We start from the raw sequence: 22,590 nt of genomic DNA, 5'->3' as shown, positions 1-22,590 counted from the left end.
AGTCAAATGAAATCAGCGAAGCGAGAAGAACCGGTTGGACACGACCAGCACCAGCACCGAGATGACCGAGGTGACGATCACCAGCAGCAGGGCCATGTCGTCATGTCCCGCCTGCACTTCGTCGTAGATGGCCATCGAGAGCGTCTGCGTCTGCCGAGGGATGGAGCCCGCCACCATCAGCGATGCGCCGAATTCGCCCATGGCACGCGCAAAGGCGAGCAGCGCGCCGGCCAGGATGCCCGGCCAGGCCAGCGGTAGCGTGACCCGCAGAAACACCGAAGTCGGCGACTGGCGCAGGGTGCTGGCGGCCGCCTCCAGCGAACGATCGACCCCGGCGAAAGCCGCGGTCGCCGATTTCAGTACCAGCGGCAAGGCGACCACCGTCGAGGCGACCACCGCACCGTGCCAGCTGAAGATGATGGTGTAGTCGAGATGGGTGCGCAGCCAGGCGCCGAGGGGACTGCGCCTGCCGGCCAGCACCAAAATGCCGTAGCCGATCACGGTCGGTGGCAGCACCAGCGGCAGCATGAAGACCGCTTCCAGGATGCCACTGCCCGGAAACCGGTGGCGGGCGAACCACCAGCCCAGCCCGATGCCGACGACCAGGCAGCCCACGGTCGCCACCGAGGCGACCTTGAGCGAGAGCAACAGGGGGAACCAGTCGGCGGACTGGAGCAGGCTTTTCGTCGTGTCCATGGGAATACGACGAATTGTTGCACAGGCCCCCCGGGCCCATCGCAACGCGTTAATCCGCCAGGAGTCGCGTCATCGCCGCTATATCCGGTGATGCAGCCAGTCGGGATGCATCCTCGGCGGCGCGGTAATGGCGTACCAGCGCATCCCCGGTCGCCGACAACGCCGTTCCGCCGCCATGCGAACCGCCGGCCGCGGTCACGACTGCGGGAGATTTGAGAGCCTTGTTCATTTCGTCGACCAACACCCAGGCGCGGCGATAGGACATTTCAAGCTGGCGCGCGGCGGCCGAGATGGAGCCGGTGGCGGCGATGGCTTCGAGCAGGGCGATCTTGCCGGGGCCGATGGCGATGCCTTCGTCGCGGTAGATGCGCATGCGCAGCTGCACTTTGATCTTCATGCGGGTCGGCGGATGTACCGCTCAGGGTCAGAGGCGTCGAGCCTAAGGCATGGTCGGGTCGCCGTGACAGCTGCCTGGCAGCAGGGTTCGTTAGAATCGCGGCTTCCCTTGGGGAGTAGCCGGCTTCCGCCGTGTCGGAAGCGCCCGCGTCAACATACTCGGACATGCCTGCATGTCCGTGGCGCGTGCGGCCCGTACCGCTCGGTACGGGTTGGCGAGACCATCGGCACGTCAGCACGACAAGAACAGGTCGGGCGGTGGTGACGTGCCCATGCGCTCGCCCGGCCGTCCACAAAATTTCCCCGATGAATTTCGTTTCCACCGCCTTGCTCGCCCTGGCGATGTCCACCGACGCCTTCGCCGCTGCCGTCGGCAAGGGCACCGAACTGCAGAAACCCCGCTGGAGCGAGGCGCTGCGCACTGGCCTGATCTTTGGCGTGATCGAGGCCGCCACACCGCTGATCGGCTGGGCGCTGGGCCTGGCCGCCGCCAACTACGTGAAGCAGTGGGACCACTGGATCGCCTTCGTCCTGCTGGGCGTGCTCGGCGCGCGCATGGTCATGGCGGGCTTCCAGGCCGACGAGGAGGAGCCCGCCGAGAAGCCGGACCGCCACTCGTTCTGGGTGCTGGCGATCACCGGTTTCGCCACCAGCATCGACGCCATGGCTGTCGGCGTGGGCCTGGCATTTCTCGACGTCTCCATCCTGCCGGTGGCGCTGGCCATCGGCTGCGCCACCTTCGCGATGGTGACGCTCGGCGTGATGGTCGGCAGGGTGCTCGGCGCGGTGGCCGGCAAGCGCGCCGAGATGGTCGGCGGGCTGCTGCTGATCGGCATCGGCTGCACGATTCTGGTCGAGCATCTGAACGGCGCGGGCTGAGCGCCAGGGTGGTGTCCTACCCGCACCGGGCAGGGGGTGCGGGAGCATCGCAGCTCCATCACAGAAGAACCGCCATGCACTGGATCGATCCGCAATCCCTTCCCGAAACGACTGGCACCGTGTCGTCGCTGCTGTTCAACCAGCACGGCGACGCCGACGGCGTCGTGCTAGACCGCAATCGACAGGTACATCTGCCGCCGCATCTGTCGGCATCGTTGCAGCGTCGCATCCGTCCGGGCGACCGCGTGGCGGTGCGAGGCGTGCGACCACGTGGGGCGCCGGTCATCGCGGCGGTTCGCATCGCCGGGCCCCGCGGAGAGGTGATCGACGAGGGGCCGCATCATGCAGGCCACCGTCCGCCACCCGGTCCGCGCAAGAGCCGGCCGGTCGAGATCGCCGGCAAGATCGGCTGCACGCTGTACGCGCCGCGCGGAGAAGTCTGCGGCGCATTGCTCGAGACCGGCGAGATCCTGCGCATGGCGCCCCACGGCAACGAGGGCTTCGCCGACTGGCTGCAGGTGGGATCCCGGATTCGCGCGTGGGGAGATGCTTTTGTCGTGGGAGGTCGTACCGTGGTCGACCTGGGCGATCTTGCGCCGGACTGAAAAAGAAGTGAAAACAAAAAAGCCGCTGGACTCCAGCGGCTTTTTTTATGCCCGCATGGGCGGGCCCCCGATCACGCCTTGACCGGCGATGCCGCGACCAGATGCTCCGTCAGGAACCAGACCTGCAGCTCGTTGGTCCGCAGCACATTGCTGACCAGCACGTCGTTGGTGCCCGGATCGCCGATATCGTTGGCTTTCTCGGCAGCTTCGCGGGTGGCGATGATGATCTGCTCATGTGCCTCGGCCAGGCGCTTGATCTGCACCGCTGCCGGTTCGCGGCCACGCGGCGGGCGGGGAATCTTGGTGGTTTCGGCCACGTCGGCGGCCATGGCGATCGCGATGCCGCCCAGCAGCTGGATGCGCTCGGCAATGATGTCGACCAGTTCGACCTGCGCGATGAAATGCTGGTCGTACATCAGGTGCAACTGGTTGAAGGTCGGGCCGACCACTTGCCAGTGGTGCTTCTTGTACATGTCGCGCAGGGTGATGGTGTCTGCCAGGCACTGGTTGAGCAGTGACACGCTTTCCTTGCAGGCGCGTTCGGAAAGGCCGTTGGGCATCTTCACGATGTCGCCGTACTTCTGTGTCACGTGTTCGTGCTGCTGCAGGTTGGGCATGACCTCGGCGGTCTTGGAAGCGGTGGTCTGGACAGGAGCCAGGGAGGTGTCGGTGTTCGCCATGGGTGTTGTGCTTTTCGAGTGGTGGAGGGAAGTTCACGCGACGAGCGCGTTTTCGTCAGCATGCCGCGTGCAGCGCCGCGGGCTGTAGCCACGTTTCCGAAGCGCCTGTAGGCGACCTCCTGAACCGGCTCGCCGAGGGCAGGGAAAATGCTCGCCAGGACCAACCCCATTCTTTTTGAAAGTTCACTCCGATGGCCAATTCCATCCAGGGTCGGCGCGGCATGGCGGTAGCGCCGCATGCACTGGCGTCCCAGTCCGCGTTGGCGGTGCTGCGCGAAGGCGGCAACGCGATCGAAGCCATGATTTCGGCGGCCGCCACCATCGCCGTCGCCTATCCGCACATGAACGGCATCGGCGGCGACAGCTTCTGGCTGGTCGCCTCGCCGCAGGCCGGTGGCGGCCACGAGGTGATCGGCATCGACGCTTCTGGCGCCTCGGGGCACGCGGTGCGGCGCGAGGACTACGCCGGGCTGTCGGCCATTCCGTTTCGGGGCGGGCAGGCGGCGATCACGGTGGCCGGCACGCTGGGCGGTTGGGACCAGGCGCTGCAGCTCGCCGGCCGGCTCGGCGGTCGCCTGCCGCTGTCGCGCCTGCTCGCCGATGCGATCGACTACGGCCGCCACGGCGTGCCGATCACCGCCAGCCAGCATCGCAACACCGCGGGCAAACTCGACGGCCTGAAGGACGTGCCTGGGTTCGCCGACACCTTCCTGCCGGGCGGCGAAGTGCCCGCGACCGGCGCTCTGTTCCGCCAACCGCGCCTGGCGGCCACGCTGGAATACCTGGCGAGCGCCGGTCTGGACGACTTCTACCGCGGCGAAATGGCGCGCGGCATCGCCGCCGACCTGGCCCGCGTCGGCAGCCCGCTGACCCTCGCCGACCTGCAGGCCTGCCGCGCGCAGTTGCGCGACCCGCTGCGACTGGCGCATAGCCACGGCACGGTGTTCAACATGCCGCCGCCGACACAGGGCATGGTGGCGCTCACCATCCTGGGCCTGATGGACCGGCTCGGCATCGAGCGCTTCGATCACCTGGGCGCCGACTACGTACACGCCGCCGTCGAATCGGTGAAGCAGGCTTTCGCGGTGCGCGATCGCCACATCACCGACCCGGCGCACATGACGATCTCGCCGGCCGACGTGCTGGCGCCGGCCGCACTCGATGCCATGGCCGCACGCATCGACATGGCCCGCGCTGCGCCCTGGGGCCAGGGCAAAGGGCCGGCCGATACCGTGTGGATGGGCGTGATCGACGGCGAAGGCCGTGCCGTTTCGATGATCCAGAGCGTCTATCACGAGTTCGGCTCCGGCATCGTGCTGGCCGACTCGGGCGTCAACTGGCAGAACCGCGGCGCGTCGTTCTCGCTGGACCCGGGCCACGTCAACACGCTGGTGCCGGGCAAGAAACCGTTCCACACGCTGATCCCCGGCCTGGCGCTGCTGAACGACGGCCGCACCATGGTCTACGGCAACATGGGCGGCGACGGCCAGCCGCAGAGCCAGTCGGCGGTCTTCACCCGCACGGTGGTGCACGGCCTCAACCCGCAGGACGCCATCTCGGCACCGCGCTGGCTGCTGGGCCGCACCTGGGGCCAAAGTTCGGACAGCCTCAAGCTCGAATCGCGCTTTCCGGCGGCCACGGTCGAGGCGCTGCGCGCGCGCGGCCACGAGGTCGATGTGCTGGGCGATTTCGACGAAACCTTCGGCCATGCCGGCTGCCTGCTGCGCCGGCCCGACGGTTGCCTGGAAGGCGGCTTCGATCCCCGCTCCGACGGCTCGGTCGCGGCCTTCTGATCGCCGCACCATGACCGTGGCCCCGTCGGCGACCTGGGTGGCGTACTGCGACGGCAGCGCGGTGCCCAACCCCGGTCGCATGGCCTGCGGCGTGGTCATCTTCGCGCCGGACGGCACGCGCGAGGCCATCGCGCGCAGTTCCACCGCCGTCGGCTGCAACAACGAGGCGGAGCTGTGGGCGCTGGCGGTAACGCTGGAGGCACTGCGCGAGCGCGGCGCGCAGGATGTGCTGATCCACACCGACAACAGCGTGCTCGTGGCGCAACTCATGCCCACGCGCGGCGTTGCCGTGCCGCCTATCGAGCGGCTGGCGGCGTCGTTCGAGGCGGCGCGTGCGGCGATCGCGGGTTTTGCCCGGGCGCGGCTGCAATGGGTGCCGCGTCACCGCAATGCCGAAGCCGATGCCTTGGCACGACGCGCCCAAGGACTGGCCGAGAAACCGGTGCATAAACCAGGGTCGGCCGGGCGATTATCTAAAGCTCGGCGAAAAATCGGATAAATCGAGAATCGCCGCGCGAGTAACCCGGGCGCGGCATTTCAAAAGTGTGGGTAGTTACTTGCAGCTCTTCGATGGAGCGGAGGCTGCAGTAAATCCAGTCATGGCCGGGAATGAAACGCTTGCCCGCCGTCTGATAGGCGCTCAGCCATTCGGCGCCGTCATGGCCGATGCCCACCGCGTGCGGCTCAACCGTGCGGCGTGCTCCCCGGTAAACGAAGGCTACCGCTCTTCTTTCCAGGATCGCGTCGATGAGCGAAGGCAACAAGGCTTTTTCGTCCAATGAAATAGCAGATACGGCGAATGGCGTTGATGACAAATGGAAAAAGGCGCCGGCCTGCGGCCGAAAAAGTTTATCCGACCCAGCGTGGTGCATCAGCCTGGCAGTGAGAAAGCACCTCTACGTCTTTTGGCTTATTTCGCGCCGTGCTGATTTATGAGTTGGTGGCTTTCGAAAAAGTGCGGACATCCCGCCGGATCAAAGCCGAGCCGCGTCTTGTGCGGTATCAAAAAAGATACTAGTATCAAAACATGGAATCTGTCGTCGCCGATAAAAAAGATTTGAACATGGTCGAGTCGCACTGCGGCTTCCAGCGCAACGCTACGCACGTCGCCTCGCACCGCTGCACGGTGACGGAACACCGCGCGGTCAACGAGCGCTACCGCTACCTCCGGCTCGCGGCCGCGGCGGATCTCGCAAACGCCACCCGGCCAGGCCAGTTCTACCAACTCCACTGCCCGCCGACCGGCGCCACGCCGCCCTTCCTGCTGCGTCCGATGAGCGTATACGGCACCGGACCGGAGCCGGGCACCATCGAGTTCCTCTACAACGTCACCGGCGTCGGCACCCGTGCGCTGGCCGGCCTGCCGGTCGGCGGGCAGATGGATATCGTCGGCCCGCTCGGCAATACCTTCGGCCTGCGGCCATCCGATCGCCGCATCCTGGTGGTGGCGCGCGGCGTCGGGCTGGCGACCATGGCACCCTTGCTGCGCCAGGCCGCCGCCGGGGGCATGGCGATCACCGCGGTGATGTCGGCCCGCTCGCCCGCCGACCTGATGCGCGACGAGTTCCTGCGCGGCGCCGTAGCCGACGTGCATGTCGTACACGACAGCGACGGCAGCTCCCGCGTGGAGGCGGTCGAGCGCCTGCTGCGCCGCCTGCTGGCCGAGCGGCACCACGACGCCGTCTACACCTGCGGCTCGCATCGGCTGCTGATGGCGCTGCAGACCATCCTGGCCGACCACCCGGAAACCCGTGGCGAAGTCGCGATGGAGCAGCGCATGGCCTGTGGCATGGGTGTGTGCCTGTCGTGCGTGCGGCTCTTCGACATTGCGGGCGACAGGCAGTTTCTCCGTGTCTGCCGGGAAGGCCCGGTGTTTCCCATCCGCGAGGTGGTCGGGGAGGTGGAATTTGGCTGATCTGTCCGTCCGCCTGGGCGCGCTCGCCCTGCGCAATCCGGTGATGCCGGCATCCGGCTGCTTCGCCATCGAATACGCCGAGGCGCTGGATCTCGGCCGGCTCGGCGCGCTGGTTGTCAAGAGCGTGTCGCCGCAAAGCCGCGTCGGCAACCCCACGCCGCGCGTGGCCGAAACCCACGGCGGCATGCTCAATTCGATCGGCATTCCCAGCAAGGGACTGTCGTATTACCGCGAGCGGGTGCTGCCGCCCTACGTCGGGTTCGGCACGCCGGTGGTGGTGTCGATCTCCGCCGATACGGCCGACGATTTCGCCGAAGCGGTGGCCGAGCTGTCGCTGCCGGAGGTGGCCGCCATCGAAGCCAACATTTCCTGCCCCAACCTCGAGGCCGACGGCATGGCCTTCGCCATGACCGCCGAGACCACCTACCGCGTGGTGCAGGCCATCCGCCGCCGCACCGCACACCCGGTGTGGGCCAAGCTCACGCCCAATGCCTCGCAGATCGCAGCGGTCGCCCGCGCGGCGGAGGAGGCGGGCGCCGACGCGCTGGTCATGGGCAACACGGTGCTCGGCATGGCGATCGACATCCGCAGCCGCAAGCCCAAACTCGGCAACGTGATGGGCGGCCTCTCCGGTCCCGCTATCAAGCCGATCGCGCTGCGCATGGTCCACCAGTGTTATCGGGCGGTGCGCATTCCGGTGATCGGCTGCGGCGGCATCGCCAGCGCCGACGACGCGATCGAGTTCATGCTGGCCGGCGCGGCAGCGGTGCAGGTGGGCACCGCGTCGTTCATCGACCCGGGCGCGATGCAGAAGGTGATCGATGGCCTCGACGCCTATTGCACCGAGCAGGGGGTGGCCCGGCTGCGCGAGTTGACCGGCCAGGTCGACATCGACCACCAGCTCTCCGACCGCTGGATGCGCTTCGCACAGCTGTCGGGTTGAGAAAGGCTCGCCGATGAATCTGACCGAACTCCGCCCGCTCGCCGAAAAACTCTTCGACGACATTCGCGCCCTCAGCTTTGACGGCGTGGGCGTCACCCGCGAAAGCTACGGCGCCGGCGAAACCGCCACGGCCGACTACCTGCGCGCCTTCGCCGCCGCGGAAGGCCTGTACGCCGAGCCGGACCGCGCCGCCAACATCGTCTTTCGCCAGCCGAACGCACCCGCCGACGCGGTGGCCTGGACCGGCTCGCATATCGACTCGGTGCCGCAGGGCGGCAACTTCGACGGCCTGGCCGGCGTGGTGGCCGGGCTGCTCTGCCTGGTCGATCGCCAGCGCGCAGGTTCTGCAGCCGCGTCGCTGCCGCTCGAGGTCATCGCCTTCCGCGGTGAGGAAAGCGCCTGGTTCGGCAAGGCCTACATGGGTTCCGGTGCGCTGCTCGGCAAGCTGGGCGACGCCGACCTGGCGCTGCGCCAGCGCGCCACCGGCCAGACGCTGGGCGATGCCATGGAAGCCTCGGGCGCCGACGTGGCCGCCATCCGCGCCGGCCAGCCGCTGGCCGACCTGCGCCGGGTCAAGGCCTACCTCGAACTGCACATCGAGCAAGGCCCGGTCATGGTGGCGCGCGAGCTGCCGCTGGCGGTCGTCAGCGGCATCCGGGGCAACGTGCGGCACAACCGCATCGTCTGCCGTGGCGACGCCCAGCATTCCGGCGTGGTGCCGCGCTGGCTGCGGCGCGACGCGATGTTCGCGGTGGCCGATCTCATCATGCGCATCGACGAGCACTGGCGCGTGCTGCTGGAGCGCGGCACCGATCTGGTGGTGACCACCGGCATCGTCGGCACCGACCCGGCCGAGCATTCGATCTCGCGCATCCCCGGTTCGGTCGCCTTCAGCCTGGAGGCGCGCAGCCGCAGCCAGGACACGCTGGAGGCCTTCTATCAGCTGGTGCGGGCCGAATGCTCGGCGGTCTCGCGCGAACGCGGCGTGCGCTTCGAGTTCGACCGGCGCCTCGACAGTGACCCAGCCAGCATGGACCCGGTGCTGTGCGCGTCGCTGGCGCGCGCCTGCGCCGCGCAGGGCACGGTCTTCGACACCATCGCCAGCGGCGCGGGCCACGACGCCTCGCTCTTCGCCAACGCGGGGGTGCCGGCCGGCATGCTCTTCGTGCGCAACCGCAACGGCTCGCACAACCCGCACGAGGCGATGGAAATCGACGACTTCATGCTCGGCGTGCAGGCGCTCGGCGCCACGCTCGCGGGCATCGGAGGCAGCCATGATTGAACGGCGCGGTTCTATAGTCGCCGGTTCGCTGCGGTCATCCGCGACCGATCTTTCCGACATGCCCGATACCGCCGACCGTTCCGCCTTCTCTTCGTCCTTCGACTACCGCGCCCTCGGCGACCGGCTGCGCGCCTTCCGCATCGGCGCCTCGCTGCAGGCCGAGGACGTGGCCGCGCAACTGGGCGTGTCGCGCGCGGTGGTCTACCGCATGGAAAAGGGCGAGATCGTGAAGATCGAGACCCTGGAGCGGCTGGCCGCGCTGCTCGGCACGTCCATGGCCTCGCTGCTCGGCGTGGAGGTGGAATACCACCCCACGGTGCTCGGTCTGATGGAGCGCATGCGCCAGCTCGAGCAAGGCTCCGACCGCATCGTGTCGCACTTCGAGCCGATTTCGCTGCTGCTCACCTCCGACCGCTACCTCGGCTACCTGCGCCAGATGCTGCTCGAAGCCTCGCCGCGCGATGCCGCCCTGGCGCCGCGCGAGGCCGACATCGACGAGATGCTGCGCATCCTGGCCGAGCGCAAGGCCTTCTTCGAGCAGCGCCGGCCGCACATCGTCAGCCTGATCGGGCTGCGCGAGCTGGAGCGCTTCATCCACACCGGGCTGGTCGGCCGGCTCGACCTGCCCGAAGCCCTGCGCACCGAGCGCATCGCGGCGGCGCGCCACGAGGTCGGGCGCATCGCCGACGTCATGGAAAACGAGCCGATCGACGTGCAGATCGGCCTGGTCGACGACGCCATGCCGGCGTCCACCTTTCAGCTTTTTTCCGGCCCTTCGCATGCGGTGCTGGCGGTCAGCCCGTTCCGCTTCGGCGAGCTGCCCAACATCCGCAACGGCATCGCCACCGTGAGCGCCTCGCCCGAGGCGGTGCGCATGTACCGCGACATGATCGACCGGCTCTGGAAGCAGGCCTACAAGGGCCGCGCCGGTGCCGACAAACTCCGCCGCCTGCTGGAGCGCATGGCATGACGACGCCTCACAACAAGCAAGACACCGCCCGCCGCGTGGCCGGGCTGCTGCTGGACGCCGGCTGCGTCTCGGTGCGCGGCGAGGAGCCGTTTCGCCTGCCCTCGGGCTGGGCGAGCCCGGTCTACATGGACTGCCGGCGGCTGATTTCGTTTCCCGCCATCCGCCGCGAGCTGGTCGCGCTCGGCCTGCAGCGGTTGCGCGCCGACGGCGGCCTGGAGGGCGTGCGCGCCATCGCCGGCGCCGAGACCAGCGGCATCGCGCTGGCCGCGTGGATGGCCGAATCGCTCGAGCTGCCGCTGCTGGTGGTGCGCAAGCAGCCGACGGCGCAGACGCCCGTCGAAGGCGTGGTCGAGCCCGGCGCGTGCGTGCTGCTGGTCGACGATCTGATGGCCGCCGGCGCCTCCAAGCTGAAGTTCTGCGGAGCGCTCGCCCGCGCCGGCGCGCAGGTGCGCGACCTGTTCGTGGTGTTCGACTACGGCAGCTTCGACACCGCCGCGCGGCTGTCGCCCCTCGGGGTGCGCGCCCATGCCCTGGCCACCTGGGCCGATGTGCTCGTGCTGGCCACCGAGCGCGCAGCCTTCGACGCCGCCGCCTTGGCCGAGCTCGGCCGCTTTCTGCACAATCCGCCCGCCTGGTCGCTGGCCCATGGCGGCATCGGCGGCCTCCCTTCCATTTCAGCCCTTTCGTGATCGAGGACAGACCGACATGACATTCCAGTACATCGCCCAGCGCTTCGAGCGCTCCGGCTCCGGCAGCGACTCTTTCAAGGCGCTGTTCAAGAGCGCCTTCGACCTGATGAAGGAAGACACGGCCAACGCCTCGCTCTATTTCCTCATCGCCGTGGCCGCCAAATCCTATGTGCGCACCTACGAGGACCAGGCCGTGACCGAGGAAGTCGCCGAGCGCGCCAAGACCATCCTCTGCGGCTACAACACCCGCGTGCTCGAAGCCCTGGCCGCCGAGCCGGCGGCGCGCTACGCCATCGGCAGCGGCATCGCCTACGACTACGAATGGCAGGTCGCCGACTTCTGAATCGTCTTCCACCTCAATTCGGCGGGTACAGGCCTTTTTCCTCCAGCACCGCTGTCGTGCGGCCGCCCGACAGCGTGTCGAGAAACGCCTGCCCGGCCTCGCGGTGCAGCGCCTTGGTGCCCACGGCGCCGGCGTAGGTCGTGTAGTTCTGCACCGGCTCCGGAATCGGTCCGACCAGCTCCACGCCGGTCACCGGCAGGATCTCGCTGATCTGGTGCACCGCCAGCTCGGCCTCGCCGCTCACCAGCTTCTCGGCCACCAGCCCGCCCTTCACCAGCACCGCCTTGGCCCGCACCTGATCGGCGATGCCCAGCCGGCGGAACAGGCCGTCGAGATAGATGCCGCTGGAGCCGCCGCTGGCCGGATCGATGTAGGCCACGCTGCGGGCCTGCAGCAGCGCCTGCCGAAACTGCTCCACCGTGCCCACCGGCGGCTGCGGCGCGCCGGCCTTCACCGCCACGCCGATCGCCACCCGCGCCAGCGGCCGGATGGTGTCGCCCGCCACCCGGCCGTCGTCGGCGAGGGTGCGCAGGGCCGACGGGGTCATCACCAGCACGTCGAAAGGCTCGCCGCCGGACACCCGGCCGGCCAGCGCGCCGACCGTGTCGTTGGACACCACGACGGTGTGCCCGGTGCGCGCCTCGAAGCCCGGCACCATGGCCAGTACCACCTGCTTGAACGCGCCGGCGGTCAGCACCTGCACGGTGTCGGCGCGCGAAGCGCTGGCGACGATGGCGAGCGACGAGAAAGCGGCGCCGCAGGCGATGCGCCGGAGAGCGGATGAAAAAGGCATGGCGGATTCCTTACGTCATGGCGGCCGGACCCGGTAGCCGTGAGGGCGTCCGGCCGTGGTGGAATCCATCTTCCCGCATTCCCACGCCGGGCCATGTCAGCCGATGTGGCTGGATTCCCGACCGTTCCCCGATGAAGCCCCACCGCCCGCCGGCCGCCCCGCACCCGAACCGCCACACCCTGCCCGGAGCGGCCCGTCATGCCGATTGACCCGCGCGCCGCCACGCTGCTCATCGCCGGTGTCGCCACCGCCTGCGTCATCCTGCGGCCGGTGCGCGTTCCGGAATTCGTCTGGGCGCTCGTCGGCGCGGCGCTACTGGTCGTCTGCGGCCTGCTGCCCTGGCGCGAGGCGCTGGCCGCCGCCGGCAAGGGCGCGGACGTCTATTGCTTTCTCGTCGGGATGATGCTGCTGTCCGAACTCGGCCGGCGCGAAGGGCTGTTCGACTGGCTGGCGGGCATTGCGGCGCGGCATGCGCAGGGTTCGGGCGACCGGCTGTTCCTGTGGATCTACGGCGCGGGCACGCTGGTGACGGTGTTCATGTCCAACGACGCCACCGCCGTCGTGCTGACGCCGGCCGTCTACGCGGCCACGCGGCAGGCGGGCGTGAAGCCGCTGCCCTATCTCTTCGCCTGCGCGCTGGTCGCCAACGCGGCGAGCTTCGTGCTGCCGATTTCCAACCCGGCCAACCTTGTCGTCTTCGGCGACCAGCTGCCCGCGCTCTGGCCGTGGCTGCGTCGATTCCTGCTGCCTTCGGTCGCGGCGATCGTGGCGACCTTCCTGGTGCTGCGCTGGTTGTTCCGCGCCGAGCTCGCCGGGCCGGCCGAGGCGCCCGCGAACCCGCCGACGCTCAGCCGCACCGGTCGCCTCGCCGCCGCTGCGGTCGCCGTGATGGCTGCGGTGCTGCTGGTGGCGTCGGCACGCGATCTCGACCTGGGACTGCCCGCGCTGGTGGCGTCGCTGGCAGCTGCCGGCGCGATCTTGCTGGCGCGGCGCGAAGGCCCGGTTGCCTTGCTGCGTGGCGTGTCCTGGGGCGTGCTGCCGCTGGTGGCGGGGCTCTTCGTGCTGGTCGAGGGCGTGCAGCGCAGCGGGCTGCTCGAAGTGGTGGCGCAGGCGCTGAAGGCGCTGGCCGTGCAGTCGCCGCAAGTGGCGGTGTGGGTCGCCGGCCTGTTCGCAGCCTTCGGCTGCAACCTGTTCAACAACCTGCCGGCGGGGCTTGCCGCCGGCACCATCGCCCAACTGGCGGACGCCTCCGCGCCGGTGCGCAGCGCCATCGCCATCGGCATCGACCTCGGGCCGAACCTGTCGGTCACCGGGTCGCTGGCCACGCTGCTCTGGCTGGTGGCGATCCGCCGCGAAGGCGAGGACGTGGGCGCCTGGCAGTTCCTGAGGGTGGGCATGGTCGCCATGCCGGTCGCGCTGCTGTGCGCGCTGGCGGCCCTGGCGATCTGACGCCGTTCAGCGCAGGGCGGCGTCGATGGCCGCGACCACGCGCGGGTCGTCTGCGGTGACGTCCGGCGCGAAGCGCGCCAGCACCTGGCCGTCGCGGCCGATCAGGAATTTTTCAAAATTCCACAGCACTTCGGTGCGGTCGGCGGGATCCACGCCGAAGCCCTTGAGCTTGTCGCGCATCGGGCCTTCGCCGATCGACTCGGGTTGCGCGGCGATCAGCGCCGAATACAGCGGATGGCGGTCGGCACCGGTCGCCACCACCTTGGCGAACATCGGAAAGCTCACGTCGTAGGTCAGCGAGCAGAAACCGGCGATCTCCTCGTTGCTGCCCGGCTCCTGGCCCTTGAAGTCGTTGGCCGGAAAGCCCAGCACGTCGAGGCCTTCGGCCTTGCGGGCGGCGTAGAGCGACTGCAGTCCGGCGTATTGCGGCGTCAGTCCGCACTTGGAGGCCACGTTGACCACCAGCAGCACCCGGCCGGCGAAATCGGCGAGGCGGCTCGGGCTGCCGTCGATGCGGCTCAGGGGAATGTCTTGCAGGTTCGGCATGGGCGTTCGGCGAGTGAAAGGACGAATAGCCATTGGGCCATGTCCGGCTCGCCGAGCGCGCCGCCCGGTCATTCGCCGCGCTCGACGACCATCGTCTCCAGGTCGGTCATCCAGCGGGCGATGTCGTCGATCAGGCGTTTGCGCGCCTCGGCGGCGAAGGTGCCGACGTCGCGCGCGCCCGGATGGCCGAGCGCGTAGTGGCCGGCCAGCGCCAGGTGTTCGGTCTGGCAGCGGTCGACGGCGGCGATGGCGGCCAGGCGGGGATCGGTCATGCGGGCGATGACGTCCGGCACCGCGAGCGTGGCGCATTGCCAGTACGCGGCGCGGGCGGCGGCCACGTCGGGGCGGTCGGCGACCGGCGCGGCGTACAGGACGACCACGGCCAAGGCCGTCGCTGCGCAGGTGGCGATGCGTTTCATGGCGCGGTTTCCGCGTCGTGCGGGGCGGGCGGCACCGCGTCCGGCCGCGGTGCCGCCGGGTCCGTCGAGACGGGAATGCGCACGCGCCGCGCTTCCAGCCCCTTGCGCGACACCTCCTGCCGGCGGCTCTCGTCCATCAGGGCGAAGCCGCGTTTGGACGATCGATGTGGCGCACTGCCGCCCTTGCTCGAGATGTCGCGCAGCCGGTCGGGGTCCATGGAGGCGAAACCACGCCGCAACTTCGGCGGCGGCGGCGGCGGCGGTGCGGGTGGGTCTTGGAAATGGGCCGTCATGGAAAGCCTTCGCATCCGGTGAAGGCGGTCTCACTTCGAGACCGCGCTGGACGCGAGTGTGTCCCGTCCGTTTCTGCTGCGGGGTAATGAGCCGGTGCATTCCAAGGACTCGCAGGAAAATCAGCTTGCGGTCAGCTTCGGTGCTGCTTGGATTTGAAACGACTTGTGTCGATACGTTTTGAAATATAAGCGTAAACCCTTGGAAATCATTATCCGGCTGAAATGAAAAGGTCGGATTGCTCCCAGGGTAGAAAAGGGCCGGTCAGCTGGAAAGCACCGTGTCGTGCGGGTTCGGGGCGTGTTGCCGGCTCTCGAATGCTCCGGATCGGATGGATTTGGTGCTGCGCGTTTTCAATCTGCCTATTCAATTATTCGGTCGCGCCTTCCGCATGTGGGTAAATATGAACCTGGATGGTTTGATAATGTTCAGAGTGAAGTTGATAAAATCCTGCCAATAATCAGAATAATCGACGGCATCGCGCAGCGCCTTTCTCGGGTCTATCGCCGGGGCCGGTGACCGGCGAGCGACATGCGCCGCGTGCTGCATCGGCGCGACGCGCCACATGGCCTATCCATCCCGCCAGCCCCACCTTTGGTCGCTGGGCTCATTGACTCCCCATCTGAGTGCCCTAGCAGGGCCGGTGGCCATGACCAGCGCCCTGCCTGGCCCCTCGAACCACCCTCGTGGCGTCACAGCATCCATCGACACCGACTGGGCACGGCAATTGCATCCAATAATTTTAGGATTGCATAATCTTGTAGTCCGTCCCGTCGACTTTCCATCACCGGAGCGTTTTTCCATGAGCTTGCAACGCAGGATCGGCCGCCTGGCCATCGCCATCGCCCTCGCGGGCCTGTCCTCCACCGCCGCCTGGGCAGCGGACGCGGCTTGCGAGCCGGCGAAGGCCGCCCAGAAATACCCCACGCTGGCCGGCAAGACCCTCCGCATCGGTGCCGATCCCCAGACGCCGCCTTACGTCTTTCGCGACGCGAACGATTTCTCGAAACTGGTCGGCGTCGATGCCGAACTCGCCAAGGCGGTCATGGACTGCGCGGGCGTGAAGTTCGAGTTCGTGCCCGGCGCCTGGTCCGGCCTGCTGCCGGCGGTGCAGAGCGGCCAGCTCGACCTGATGTGGGACGATCTCTACTACAAGCCCGAGCGGGCCAAGGTGGTGGACTTCGCCACCTACATGACGGCGGCGACCGGCGCGCTGGTGCCGGCCGGCAATCCGAAAAAGATCGACGGCTTACCCGGACTCTGCGGGCAGACCGTGTCGTTCGCCATCGGCAGCAGCAACGAGGGCGTGACCCGCAAGCAGAGCGAGGCCTGCGTGGCCTCGGGCAAGCCGGCCATCGTCGCCATGCCCTTCCAGGACCTGGCCGCCGGCCTGCGGCTGCTGGAGAGCGGCCGCACCGACGCGATCCTGTGGGACCTCGGCTTCGTCGACAACCTGGCCTCCACCCAGAAGCAGAAGTTCGCGCGTGGCTTCGCCGTGATGGACGGCTACCTGATCGGCGTCGCCGTGGCCAAGAACCGGCCGGAGCTGCTGCGGCTGGTGCATGAAGGCCTGGCGGCGGTGCAGGCGTCGGGCGAGCAGAAGAAGATCTTCCACAAGTACGGCGTGGACGCGGGCCTGGTATCGCCCACCACCATCAAGACGGAATAAGCCGGACCGCCCATGAGCTCGACTTCCGTCCTGCAGGAGTTCTTCTCCTATCTCGCCTCGGGCTTCCTGTGGGGCGGCGCCTGGATCGCGATCCAGATCACCGTGCTGGCCATGGTCATGGGGCTGGTGCTCGGCCTGGGGCTGGCGCTGATGCGGCTGTCGCGCTTCGCGGCGGTGCGGCATGCGGCCTGGAGCTACATCTGGTTCATGCGCGGCACGCCGCAACTGCTGCAGCTGGTCTTCATCTTCGACGCGTTGCCCGCCCTGGGCATCAAGCTCGACAGCTTCGCCACCGCGGTCATCGGATTCGGCCTGAACCAAGCCGCCTTCAGTGCGGAAAATATCCGTGGCGGCATCCAGTCGGTGGCCCGCAGCCAGGCCCTGGCGGCCACCTCGCTCGGCATGGGGCCGCTGCTGACGCTGCGCCGCATCGTGCTGCCGCAGGCGATGCGGACCATCATGCCGGGCGTCGGCAACGACGTGATCAGCATGCTCAAGCTGACCTCGATCGCCTCCATCGTCTTCGTGCAGGAACTCACCTTCCGCGCCCAGCAGGTGGTGGGGCAGAACTTCCGCTTCTTCGTCGTCTTCGCGGCGGCGGCGGTGCTCTACCTGCTGATGACCAGCGTGATCTCGCTGGCACAGGCCTGGTGCGAAAAACGCCTCGACCTGGATCGCCGGGCCGCGCCACCGGAGGCGCCGACACCATCGTCCGCGCCCTCCCCGCGTTCCCCGGCGGGCGACGGCCGCTGGCTCGAAGACCTGATCGGCCGCGTGCCGCCGCTGGCCACGGGACGGCCGCTGATCGAATGCCGCAACGTCCAGAAGCAGTACGAGGGCCGCGAGGTGCTGCAGGGCATCGACCTCGACGTGGCCGCCGGCGAGGTGGTGGTCCTGCTCGGCCCTAGCGGGTCGGGCAAGAGCACCTTCCTGCGCATGGTCAACCACCTGGAGCCGATGGACCACGGCGAGATCACCGTCGCGGGCGAATACGTGGGCTACGAGCGCACGCCGCTCGGCGTGATGAAGCCGCGCCACGACCTCGCCGCCGCACGGGCCCGGGCGCGCATCAGCATGGTGTTCCAGCACTTCGCCCTGTTCGCCCACATGACCGCCCTGGAGAACGTGATGGAGGCACCGATGCGCGTGCATGGCGCGAGCGCCGCGCAGGCGCGCGCCACCGCCGAGCGTCTGCTCGCCGAGGTCGGGCTGTCGGCGCACGCCGGCCACCTGCCGCACCGGCTCTCCGGCGGGCAGCAGCAGCGGGTGGCGATCGCGCGCGCCCTGGCCATATCGCCACGGGTCATGCTGTTCGACGAGCCCACGTCCGCTCTCGACCCCGAACGCGTCGGCGAAGTGCTGGCGGTGATGCGCCGGCTGGCGGCCGCCGGCATGACGATGATCGTCGTCACCCACGAGATCCGCTTCGCGCGCGAGGTGGCCGACCGGGTGGTCTTCATGGATGGCGGCCGGGTGATCGAGCAGGGGCCGCCGGAGCAGGTGATCGATGCACCGCGCCACGAACGCACCCGGCGCTTCCTGGGCCTGGCCGAGCCGGCTGGCGTGGGCATCGCCATCGAGGGTCAGGCGGCATGAGCGAGATCCGCACCCCCGGTTTCTGCGCCCTGTGCAAGTCACGCTGCGGCTCGGTCATGGTGACCCGCGACGGCGAATTCATCGGTCAGGAGCCCGACCCCTCGCATCCCACCGGCGTGGCCCTGTGCGTCAAGGGCAGGGCGGCCGCCGAAATCGTCTATCGCCCCTCACGCCAGCTGCATCCGCTGCGGCGCACACGCCCCAAGGGCGACCCCGATCCGGGCTGGGTGCGCATCGGCTGGGACGAGGCGCTCGACCGCACCGCCGAGGCGCTCGACCGGCTCCGGCGCGAGAACGGCGCCGAAAGCGTCGCCTTCGGCTGGACCACGCCGAGCGGCACCCCGTTCTCCGACGACCTGCGCTGGGTGGAGCGCTTCACCAACGCCTTCGGCTCGCCCAACGTGGCCTACGGCGTGGAGGTCTGCAACTGGCACAAGGACCATGCGCACGCCTATACGGTGGGTCGCTCGATCGCCTCGCCCGATTTCGCCAACACCGGCTGCGTGGTGCTCTGGGGCCACAACCCCAGCGCCGCCTGGCTCGACCACGCCACGGCCACCGGCGCGGCGATGAAGCGCGGCGCCCGGCTGATCGTGGTGGACCCGCGCCGTGCCGGCTTCGCCGCCCGTGCCGACCAGTGGCTGCGGGTGCGCCCCGGCGCCGATGGCGCACTGGCCCTGGGCATTGCCCACCAGATGCTGCGGCACGGCTGGTTCGACCAAGGCTTCGTCCGTCGATGGAGCAACGGCCCGCTGCTGGTGCGCACCGATACCGGGCGCTTCCTGCGCGCTGCCGAACTCTGGGGCGACGACAGCGGCGACGCGCAGGACCTGGTCGCCTGGTCCGAGGCCGACCAGCCGCTGCGCTACCGGCGCGCCTCCCGCACCTTTGCCGACGCGAACCCGCCCGTGTTGCGCGCTTCGCCGTCGCTGACGCTGGCCGACGGTTCCGCGGTGCATTGCGAAACCGCCTTCATCGGCTACGAGCGGCTGTGCGCCGACTATCCGCCCGAGCGCGTGGAGCAGCTCTGCTGGGTCGGCCGCGAGCAGCTGGAACAAACCGCCCGCCTGCTGCACGAAAGCGGCCCGGTCAGCTACTACGCCTGGAGCGGCATCGGCCAGCACACCAACGCCACCCAGACAGACCGCGCCCTGGCGATCCTGATGGCGCTCACCGGCAGCATCGACGCGCCGGGCGGCAACGTGGTGTTCGGCAAGCCACCGGCCAACGACGTGTCGGCCGCCGCCATGCTGGATGCAGAACAGCGCGACAAATGCATCGAGCTCGAACGCTCCGCGCTGGGGCCGGGGCGCCACGGCTGGATCGGCGCCGACACCATGTACCGCGCCATGATCGAACACCAGCCCTATCGCCTGCGCGGCCTGGTGAATTTCGGCCGCAACTTCCTGGTCAACCATGCCAACGCGGCGCGCGGCGCGCAGGCGCTCGCCGGGCTCGACTTCATGGTGCATGCCGACGTGGTGATGAACCCGACGGCGGCTCATGCCGACATCTTCCTGCCGATCAACACGCCGTGGGAGCGCGAATCCCTGCGCGTCGGTTTCGAAGGCAGCGCCGCGGCCGAACAGCACATCCAGTTGCGCCAGGCGGCGATCGCGCCACGCGGCGAGTCGCGCTCCGACGGCTTCGTGGTGTTCGAACTCGCGCGCCGGCTCGGGCTGGGCCATCTGTTCTGGGACGGTGACATCGAGGCCGGCCTGGCCCACGTGCTGGCGCCCACCGGCCTGGACCTGGCCACGCTGCGGGCGCGACCCGGCGGCGTGCATTACCCGGCGCCGACCCGCTGGCGCGCCTACGAGCAGCACGGCTTCGCCACCGCCACCGGGCTGGTCGAGATCTACTCCGAGGTGTTCCATGCGCAGGGCCAGCCGCCGCTGCCCGTGTTCCGCGAGCCGGCCGCGTCGCCGATCGGCACGGCACGGGCCGACTTCCCGCTGGTGCTCACCTCGGCCAAGCTGGTGCAGTTCTGCCACGGTCAGCACCGCGACATCGCCTCGCTGCGCCGACGCGCGCCGCATCCGGAGGTGAGCCTGCATCCCGATGCGGCGGCCGCACGCGGCATCGCCGAGGGCGAGGACGTCGAACTGTGCACGCCGCACGGCACCGCACGCCTGCGCGCCCGCTTCGACCGCTCGCTGGATGCGCGGGTGGTCTGCGCCCAATACGGCTGGTGGCAAGGCAACGAGGGGCTCGGCCTGCCGGCTTCCGACGCGATGGCCGACAGAGGCGCCAACCTCAACCGGGTCATCGGCGATGCCGAAGCCGACCCGGTCAGCGGCTCGATCGGACTGCGCTCGGGGCTGTGCGAGATCCGGCCCTTGCCGGGCGCCGGCACGAGCAGCCGGGCCTGGAGCGGATGGCGCGAATTCCGTATCGACGCGACGACCGCCGAGACGGCCGACGTGATGTCCTTCACCCTGATCCCGCGCGACGGCTCGCCGCTGCCCGCCTACCGGGGCGGCCAGCACGTCACGCTGCGGCTCGACCGGCCGGACGCCGCGCCGCTGGTGCGCTGCTATTCGCTCTCCGGTCCGTCGCACGAGCGGGCCTGGCGCATCTCGGTGAAGCGGGCGGGGGCGATGTCGGGCGCGCTGCACGCGCTCGGCGGTGGCCTCGACCGCACCGTCTGGCTGCAGGCGCCGGCGGGCCGGTTCCATCCGTCCGTGGAGCGACCGGACGCGCCTTTGCTGCTGGTCGGCGCGGGCATCGGCATCACGCCGCTGCTGGCCATGCTGCACGACTGCCGACAGCGTGCGTCCACCCGGCCGATCGTGTTGTTCCACGGGGTACGGTCCGCCGGCGATCACGCGTTTCGTGAAGAGATCGAGGCGCTGCGCGATGGTCTGCCGCAGCTGCGCGTGCTGAGCTTTCACAGCGCTCCGGCGCCGGGCGAAGCCGCTGCGCGGCCGGGTCGGATTCCGGTGGAGGACGTGGCCCGGGCCTGGACTCCCGGCGCCGAGGTCTACCTGTGCGGGCCGGGGGAGATGGTGGCGGCGATGTCGGCCGGTCTGACGCAGGCAGGGGTGCCGGCGTCTGCCCTGCACCACGAGGCATTCGGGCCGTCGTCGCTGCCCGCGGCCGACCGGGCGCTGGAACCCCGGGCCATCGCTTTCGCCATCTCGGGCGGCGGCATGACCTGGACGCCCGGCCAGGGATCGCTGCTCGATCAGCTGGCCGCGGCCGGTCGCGCCGGCGCCAGCGGATGCCGCGCCGGGCAGTGCGAAAGCTGCATAATTTCGCTCGCCGAAGGCCGGGTCGCGCACCCCGAGGGCAGCGCACCGGTCGACGAGCAGCACTGCCTGCCCTGCGTCTGCATCCCGCTCACGCCGCTGGTCCTGAACCTCTAACCGAACGCCGGAGATCCGCCCTGCCTGCCCGACACCCACCGCGCAGTGCGGCGACACCATGAGCCTGACCACACTGCCCGGTCTGCCCCGGGCGCGCACCCGCACCGAAAGCCTGCGGCTGCAACTGGAGCAGGACATCCTCTCGGGCCTGCTCAAGCCCGGCCAGAAGCTCGACGAGGAGGAACTCGCCGAGCGTTTCGGCATGTCGCGCACGCCGGTGCGCGAGGCGATCAAGGCACTGTCGTCCACCGGCCTGCTGGAGGTGCGGCAACACCAGGGCGCCTACGTCGCCTCGCTCACGCTGGAGTCCATCGGCGAGATGATCGAGGTGATGTCGGTGATCGAGGTGGCCTGCGCCGAGATGGCGGCCCGCCGCCACAACGCCGCCGACCGCGCCGCCATCGCCCAGGCGCGCGGCGACTGCGAGGCCACGCTGGAGCCGCTCGACCCCGCTGGCTTCTATGCGGCCAACGTGCGCTTTCACGATGCCATCTACAGCGCCGCGCACAACGGCTACCTGCTGCGCCAGGCGCGCGCGCTGCGCGTGCGCCTGGAGCCCTTCCGCCGGCAGATCTCCTACCACGAAGGCTCGATCCAGAAATCGCTGCGCGAGCACACCGCCATCGTCGAGGCGATCTTTGCCATGGACCCCGAAGCCGCGCGCCGCGCCATGGGCGGCCACATCGCCGCGCTGGCCAGCGACATCGCCTCGCTGTCGGCGATGCTCGCGCGCTGAGCCGGCCCGCTCACACGATCGACGCCGCGACCTCGTGGTAGCGCCGGTCGAAATACACCAGCCCGTGCGTGGCACCCCCTACCGCGGTGGCCATCACCTCGCAGAACAACACGTCGTGGGTGCCGACGGCGGTGCAGCTGGCGATGCGGCAGTCGAACGACACGGTGGCATCGGCCAGCATCGGCGAGCCGGTCGGGCCGTTTTCCCAGTCGGCGGCGGCGAAGCGCTCGGCCATCGGCGTCTTGCCGCCGAACAGGTCGGAAATGGCCTGGTGCCCGGCAGCCAGCGCATTCACGCACAGCACCGCGTTCTGCTTGACGGCGGCATACACCGAGGCGCTGCGGTTGAGGCAGACCAGCAGCGTCGGCGGCTCGTCGGTCACGCTGCAGACCGCCGAGGCGGTGAAGCCGGCGCGGCCGGCCGGGCCGTCGGTGGTGATGATGTTCACCGCCGCGCCCAGCCGGGCCATGGCGTTGCGGAAATCGGCCTTGGCGACCGGGCCGGCGAGGGCGGTGGTGCTGGTGGTCATGGC

26 protein-coding genes and 1 riboswitch are annotated in these 22,590 nt (G+C 69.2%); of the genes, 16 read left to right on the top strand and 10 right to left on the bottom strand.

The genetic code is table 11. The features are described 5' to 3' along the window. Positions 1–12: 12 nt before the first annotated feature. Together modB and R9X41_RS21500 are read right to left on the bottom strand one after the other, a co-directional pair. Complete coding sequence (modB, locus tag R9X41_RS21505) at positions 13–696, bottom strand: molybdate ABC transporter permease subunit (protein ID WP_318632476.1); 684 nt, start codon at positions 694–696, stop codon at positions 13–15. A gap of 49 nt (positions 697–745) precedes the next feature. Beyond that, a complete protein-coding gene (locus tag R9X41_RS21500) occupies positions 746–1,093 on the bottom strand; it encodes a winged helix-turn-helix domain-containing protein (protein WP_318632475.1) in 348 nt (115 codons plus the stop codon). 105 nt (positions 1,094–1,198) lie between these two features. After that, a riboswitch (yybP-ykoY riboswitch) is annotated at positions 1,199–1,306 on the top strand. Between the two features lie 92 nt (positions 1,307–1,398). Between R9X41_RS21500 and mntP the strand changes: the two genes are divergently transcribed. Both mntP and R9X41_RS21490 read left to right on the top strand, forming a co-directional pair. Further along, on the top strand, positions 1,399–1,971 hold the full coding sequence (mntP, locus tag R9X41_RS21495) for a manganese efflux pump MntP (RefSeq protein WP_318632474.1): 573 nt from the start codon (positions 1,399–1,401) through the stop codon (positions 1,969–1,971). 74 nt (positions 1,972–2,045) lie between these two features. Then, positions 2,046–2,576, top strand: a complete 531-nt coding sequence (locus R9X41_RS21490; protein ID WP_318632473.1) for a hypothetical protein — start codon at positions 2,046–2,048, stop codon at positions 2,574–2,576. A gap of 71 nt (positions 2,577–2,647) precedes the next feature. Here R9X41_RS21490 and R9X41_RS21485 read toward each other — a convergent pair whose 3' ends face one another. Beyond that, complete coding sequence (locus tag R9X41_RS21485) at positions 2,648–3,256, bottom strand: Dps family protein (RefSeq protein WP_318632472.1); 609 nt, start codon at positions 3,254–3,256, stop codon at positions 2,648–2,650. 191 nt (positions 3,257–3,447) lie between these two features. Between R9X41_RS21485 and R9X41_RS21480 the strand changes: the two genes are divergently transcribed. Beyond that, positions 3,448–5,049, top strand: a complete 1,602-nt coding sequence (locus tag R9X41_RS21480; protein WP_318632471.1) for a gamma-glutamyltransferase family protein — start codon at positions 3,448–3,450, stop codon at positions 5,047–5,049. Positions 5,050–5,059: 10 nt separating this feature from the next. After that, positions 5,060–5,548: a ribonuclease HI family protein gene (locus R9X41_RS21475; RefSeq protein WP_318632470.1), complete on the top strand. Its 489-nt coding sequence runs from the start codon at positions 5,060–5,062 to the stop codon at positions 5,546–5,548. Here the strand turns inward: R9X41_RS21475 and R9X41_RS21470 are convergent. Further along, on the bottom strand, positions 5,523–5,810 hold the full coding sequence (locus R9X41_RS21470) for a WYL domain-containing protein (RefSeq protein ID WP_318632469.1): 288 nt from the start codon (positions 5,808–5,810) through the stop codon (positions 5,523–5,525). The genes R9X41_RS21475 and R9X41_RS21470 overlap by 26 nt on opposite strands. On the opposite strand from R9X41_RS21470, the gene R9X41_RS21465 reads away from it, so the two are divergent. The 7 genes from R9X41_RS21465 to R9X41_RS21435 all read left to right on the top strand — a co-directional run bounded on the left by R9X41_RS21465 (position 5,797) and on the right by R9X41_RS21435 (position 11,191). Beyond that, positions 5,797–5,985 (top strand): hypothetical protein, encoded by a 189-nt coding sequence (locus R9X41_RS21465; RefSeq protein WP_318632468.1) that lies wholly within the window; start codon positions 5,797–5,799, stop codon positions 5,983–5,985. The genes R9X41_RS21470 and R9X41_RS21465 overlap by 14 nt on opposite strands. A 127-nt stretch (positions 5,986–6,112) precedes the next feature. After that, complete coding sequence (locus R9X41_RS21460) at positions 6,113–6,964, top strand: iron-sulfur cluster-binding protein (RefSeq protein WP_318635297.1); 852 nt, start codon at positions 6,113–6,115, stop codon at positions 6,962–6,964. Continuing rightward, positions 6,957–7,907 (top strand): dihydroorotate dehydrogenase, encoded by a 951-nt coding sequence (locus R9X41_RS21455; protein WP_318632467.1) that lies wholly within the window; start codon positions 6,957–6,959, stop codon positions 7,905–7,907. Before R9X41_RS21460 ends, R9X41_RS21455 begins: the two co-directional genes overlap by 8 nt. A 13-nt stretch (positions 7,908–7,920) precedes the next feature. After that, entirely contained in the window at positions 7,921–9,189 is a 1,269-nt protein-coding gene (locus R9X41_RS21450; RefSeq protein ID WP_318632466.1) for a Zn-dependent hydrolase, read from the top strand. A 58-nt stretch (positions 9,190–9,247) separates the two neighbouring features. After that, complete coding sequence (locus R9X41_RS21445; protein ID WP_318632465.1) at positions 9,248–10,159, top strand: helix-turn-helix domain-containing protein; 912 nt, start codon at positions 9,248–9,250, stop codon at positions 10,157–10,159. Next, on the top strand, positions 10,156–10,848 hold the full coding sequence (locus R9X41_RS21440; RefSeq protein ID WP_318632464.1) for an orotate phosphoribosyltransferase: 693 nt from the start codon (positions 10,156–10,158) through the stop codon (positions 10,846–10,848). The genes R9X41_RS21445 and R9X41_RS21440 overlap by 4 nt, the downstream gene beginning before the upstream one ends. Positions 10,849–10,864: 16 nt before the next feature. Beyond that, a complete protein-coding gene (locus R9X41_RS21435) occupies positions 10,865–11,191 on the top strand; it encodes a hypothetical protein (RefSeq protein ID WP_318632463.1) in 327 nt (108 codons plus the stop codon). A gap of 13 nt (positions 11,192–11,204) precedes the next feature. On the opposite strand, the gene R9X41_RS21430 is transcribed toward R9X41_RS21435, so the two are convergent. Next, complete coding sequence (locus R9X41_RS21430; protein WP_318632462.1) at positions 11,205–11,984, bottom strand: molybdate ABC transporter substrate-binding protein; 780 nt, start codon at positions 11,982–11,984, stop codon at positions 11,205–11,207. Positions 11,985–12,182: 198 nt separating this feature from the next. On the opposite strand from R9X41_RS21430, the gene R9X41_RS21425 reads away from it, so the two are divergent. Then, a complete protein-coding gene (locus R9X41_RS21425; RefSeq protein ID WP_318632461.1) occupies positions 12,183–13,433 on the top strand; it encodes an arsenic transporter in 1,251 nt (416 codons plus the stop codon). A 6-nt stretch (positions 13,434–13,439) separates the two neighbouring features. Here the strand turns inward: R9X41_RS21425 and R9X41_RS21420 are convergent, their stop codons facing one another. The 4 genes from R9X41_RS21420 to R9X41_RS21405 all read right to left on the bottom strand — a co-directional run bounded on the left by R9X41_RS21420 (position 13,440) and on the right by R9X41_RS21405 (position 15,256). Further along, entirely contained in the window at positions 13,440–13,979 is a 540-nt protein-coding gene (locus tag R9X41_RS21420; RefSeq protein WP_318632460.1) for a glutathione peroxidase, read from the bottom strand. 68 nt (positions 13,980–14,047) lie between these two features. Beyond that, a complete protein-coding gene (locus R9X41_RS21415; protein ID WP_318632459.1) occupies positions 14,048–14,398 on the bottom strand; it encodes a hypothetical protein in 351 nt (116 codons plus the stop codon). Next, a complete protein-coding gene (locus R9X41_RS21410) occupies positions 14,395–14,691 on the bottom strand; it encodes a KGG domain-containing protein (protein WP_318632458.1) in 297 nt (98 codons plus the stop codon). Before R9X41_RS21410 ends, R9X41_RS21415 begins: the two co-directional genes overlap by 4 nt. A 364-nt stretch (positions 14,692–15,055) precedes the next feature. Beyond that, positions 15,056–15,256 (bottom strand): hypothetical protein, encoded by a 201-nt coding sequence (locus R9X41_RS21405; protein WP_318632457.1) that lies wholly within the window; start codon positions 15,254–15,256, stop codon positions 15,056–15,058. A gap of 235 nt (positions 15,257–15,491) precedes the next feature. Between R9X41_RS21405 and R9X41_RS21400 the strand changes: the two genes are divergently transcribed. The 4 genes from R9X41_RS21400 to R9X41_RS21385 are packed head-to-tail and all read left to right on the top strand — an operon-like array spanning position 15,492 to position 22,058. After that, positions 15,492–16,358 carry an ABC transporter substrate-binding protein gene (locus tag R9X41_RS21400; protein ID WP_318632456.1) on the top strand — a complete coding sequence of 289 codons (867 nt, stop codon included), beginning with the start codon at positions 15,492–15,494 and terminating at the stop codon, positions 16,356–16,358. 12 nt (positions 16,359–16,370) lie between these two features. Then, entirely contained in the window at positions 16,371–17,954 is a 1,584-nt protein-coding gene (locus R9X41_RS21395; RefSeq protein WP_318632455.1) for an amino acid ABC transporter permease/ATP-binding protein, read from the top strand. Next, positions 17,951–21,322, top strand: a complete 3,372-nt coding sequence (locus R9X41_RS21390) for a molybdopterin-dependent oxidoreductase (RefSeq protein ID WP_318632454.1) — start codon at positions 17,951–17,953, stop codon at positions 21,320–21,322. The genes R9X41_RS21395 and R9X41_RS21390 overlap by 4 nt, the downstream gene beginning before the upstream one ends. Positions 21,323–21,380: 58 nt before the next feature. Next, on the top strand, positions 21,381–22,058 hold the full coding sequence (locus R9X41_RS21385) for a GntR family transcriptional regulator (RefSeq protein ID WP_318632453.1): 678 nt from the start codon (positions 21,381–21,383) through the stop codon (positions 22,056–22,058). 10 nt (positions 22,059–22,068) lie between these two features. On the opposite strand, the gene rutF is transcribed toward R9X41_RS21385, so the two are convergent. After that, complete coding sequence (gene rutF, locus R9X41_RS21380; protein ID WP_318632452.1) at positions 22,069–22,587, bottom strand: NADH-dependent FMN reductase RutF; 519 nt, start codon at positions 22,585–22,587, stop codon at positions 22,069–22,071. Between the last annotated feature and the right edge of the window lie 3 nt (positions 22,588–22,590).

Origin of the sequence: Xylophilus sp. GOD-11R (genome assembly GCF_033546935.1) — a bacterium.
Lineage (GTDB): Bacteria > Pseudomonadota > Gammaproteobacteria > Burkholderiales > Burkholderiaceae_C > Xylophilus.
Note: the sequence above shows the minus strand (reverse complement) of the source record. Positions and strands in the feature narration are given on the sequence as shown.

What these genes read in the sequence shown, in the direction of transcription:
- modB (WP_318632476.1), bottom strand. Translation starts at nt 696, where the DNA reads ATGGACACGACGAAAAGCCTGCTCCAGTCCGCCGACTGGTTCCCCCTG.
- R9X41_RS21500 (WP_318632475.1), bottom strand. Translation starts at nt 1,093, where the DNA reads ATGAAGATCAAAGTGCAGCTGCGCATGCGCATCTACCGCGACGAAGGC.
- mntP (WP_318632474.1), top strand. Translation starts at nt 1,399, where the DNA reads ATGAATTTCGTTTCCACCGCCTTGCTCGCCCTGGCGATGTCCACCGAC.
- R9X41_RS21490 (WP_318632473.1), top strand. Translation starts at nt 2,046, where the DNA reads ATGCACTGGATCGATCCGCAATCCCTTCCCGAAACGACTGGCACCGTG.
- R9X41_RS21485 (WP_318632472.1), bottom strand. Translation starts at nt 3,256, where the DNA reads ATGGCGAACACCGACACCTCCCTGGCTCCTGTCCAGACCACCGCTTCC.
- R9X41_RS21480 (WP_318632471.1), top strand. Translation starts at nt 3,448, where the DNA reads ATGGCCAATTCCATCCAGGGTCGGCGCGGCATGGCGGTAGCGCCGCAT.
- R9X41_RS21475 (WP_318632470.1), top strand. Translation starts at nt 5,060, where the DNA reads ATGACCGTGGCCCCGTCGGCGACCTGGGTGGCGTACTGCGACGGCAGC.
- R9X41_RS21465 (WP_318632468.1), top strand. Translation starts at nt 5,797, where the DNA reads ATGAGCGAAGGCAACAAGGCTTTTTCGTCCAATGAAATAGCAGATACG.
- R9X41_RS21460 (WP_318635297.1), top strand. Translation starts at nt 6,113, where the DNA reads ATGGTCGAGTCGCACTGCGGCTTCCAGCGCAACGCTACGCACGTCGCC.
- R9X41_RS21450 (WP_318632466.1), top strand. Translation starts at nt 7,921, where the DNA reads ATGAATCTGACCGAACTCCGCCCGCTCGCCGAAAAACTCTTCGACGAC.
- R9X41_RS21445 (WP_318632465.1), top strand. Translation starts at nt 9,248, where the DNA reads ATGCCCGATACCGCCGACCGTTCCGCCTTCTCTTCGTCCTTCGACTAC.
- R9X41_RS21440 (WP_318632464.1), top strand. Translation starts at nt 10,156, where the DNA reads ATGACGACGCCTCACAACAAGCAAGACACCGCCCGCCGCGTGGCCGGG.
- R9X41_RS21435 (WP_318632463.1), top strand. Translation starts at nt 10,865, where the DNA reads ATGACATTCCAGTACATCGCCCAGCGCTTCGAGCGCTCCGGCTCCGGC.
- R9X41_RS21430 (WP_318632462.1), bottom strand. Translation starts at nt 11,984, where the DNA reads ATGCCTTTTTCATCCGCTCTCCGGCGCATCGCCTGCGGCGCCGCTTTC.
- R9X41_RS21425 (WP_318632461.1), top strand. Translation starts at nt 12,183, where the DNA reads ATGCCGATTGACCCGCGCGCCGCCACGCTGCTCATCGCCGGTGTCGCC.
- R9X41_RS21420 (WP_318632460.1), bottom strand. Translation starts at nt 13,979, where the DNA reads ATGCCGAACCTGCAAGACATTCCCCTGAGCCGCATCGACGGCAGCCCG.
- R9X41_RS21415 (WP_318632459.1), bottom strand. Translation starts at nt 14,398, where the DNA reads ATGAAACGCATCGCCACCTGCGCAGCGACGGCCTTGGCCGTGGTCGTC.
- R9X41_RS21410 (WP_318632458.1), bottom strand. Translation starts at nt 14,691, where the DNA reads ATGACGGCCCATTTCCAAGACCCACCCGCACCGCCGCCGCCGCCGCCG.
- R9X41_RS21405 (WP_318632457.1), bottom strand. Translation starts at nt 15,256, where the DNA reads ATGTGGCGCGTCGCGCCGATGCAGCACGCGGCGCATGTCGCTCGCCGG.
- R9X41_RS21400 (WP_318632456.1), top strand. Translation starts at nt 15,492, where the DNA reads ATGAGCTTGCAACGCAGGATCGGCCGCCTGGCCATCGCCATCGCCCTC.
- R9X41_RS21395 (WP_318632455.1), top strand. Translation starts at nt 16,371, where the DNA reads ATGAGCTCGACTTCCGTCCTGCAGGAGTTCTTCTCCTATCTCGCCTCG.
- R9X41_RS21390 (WP_318632454.1), top strand. Translation starts at nt 17,951, where the DNA reads ATGAGCGAGATCCGCACCCCCGGTTTCTGCGCCCTGTGCAAGTCACGC.
- R9X41_RS21385 (WP_318632453.1), top strand. Translation starts at nt 21,381, where the DNA reads ATGAGCCTGACCACACTGCCCGGTCTGCCCCGGGCGCGCACCCGCACC.
- rutF (WP_318632452.1), bottom strand. Translation starts at nt 22,587, where the DNA reads ATGACCACCAGCACCACCGCCCTCGCCGGCCCGGTCGCCAAGGCCGAT.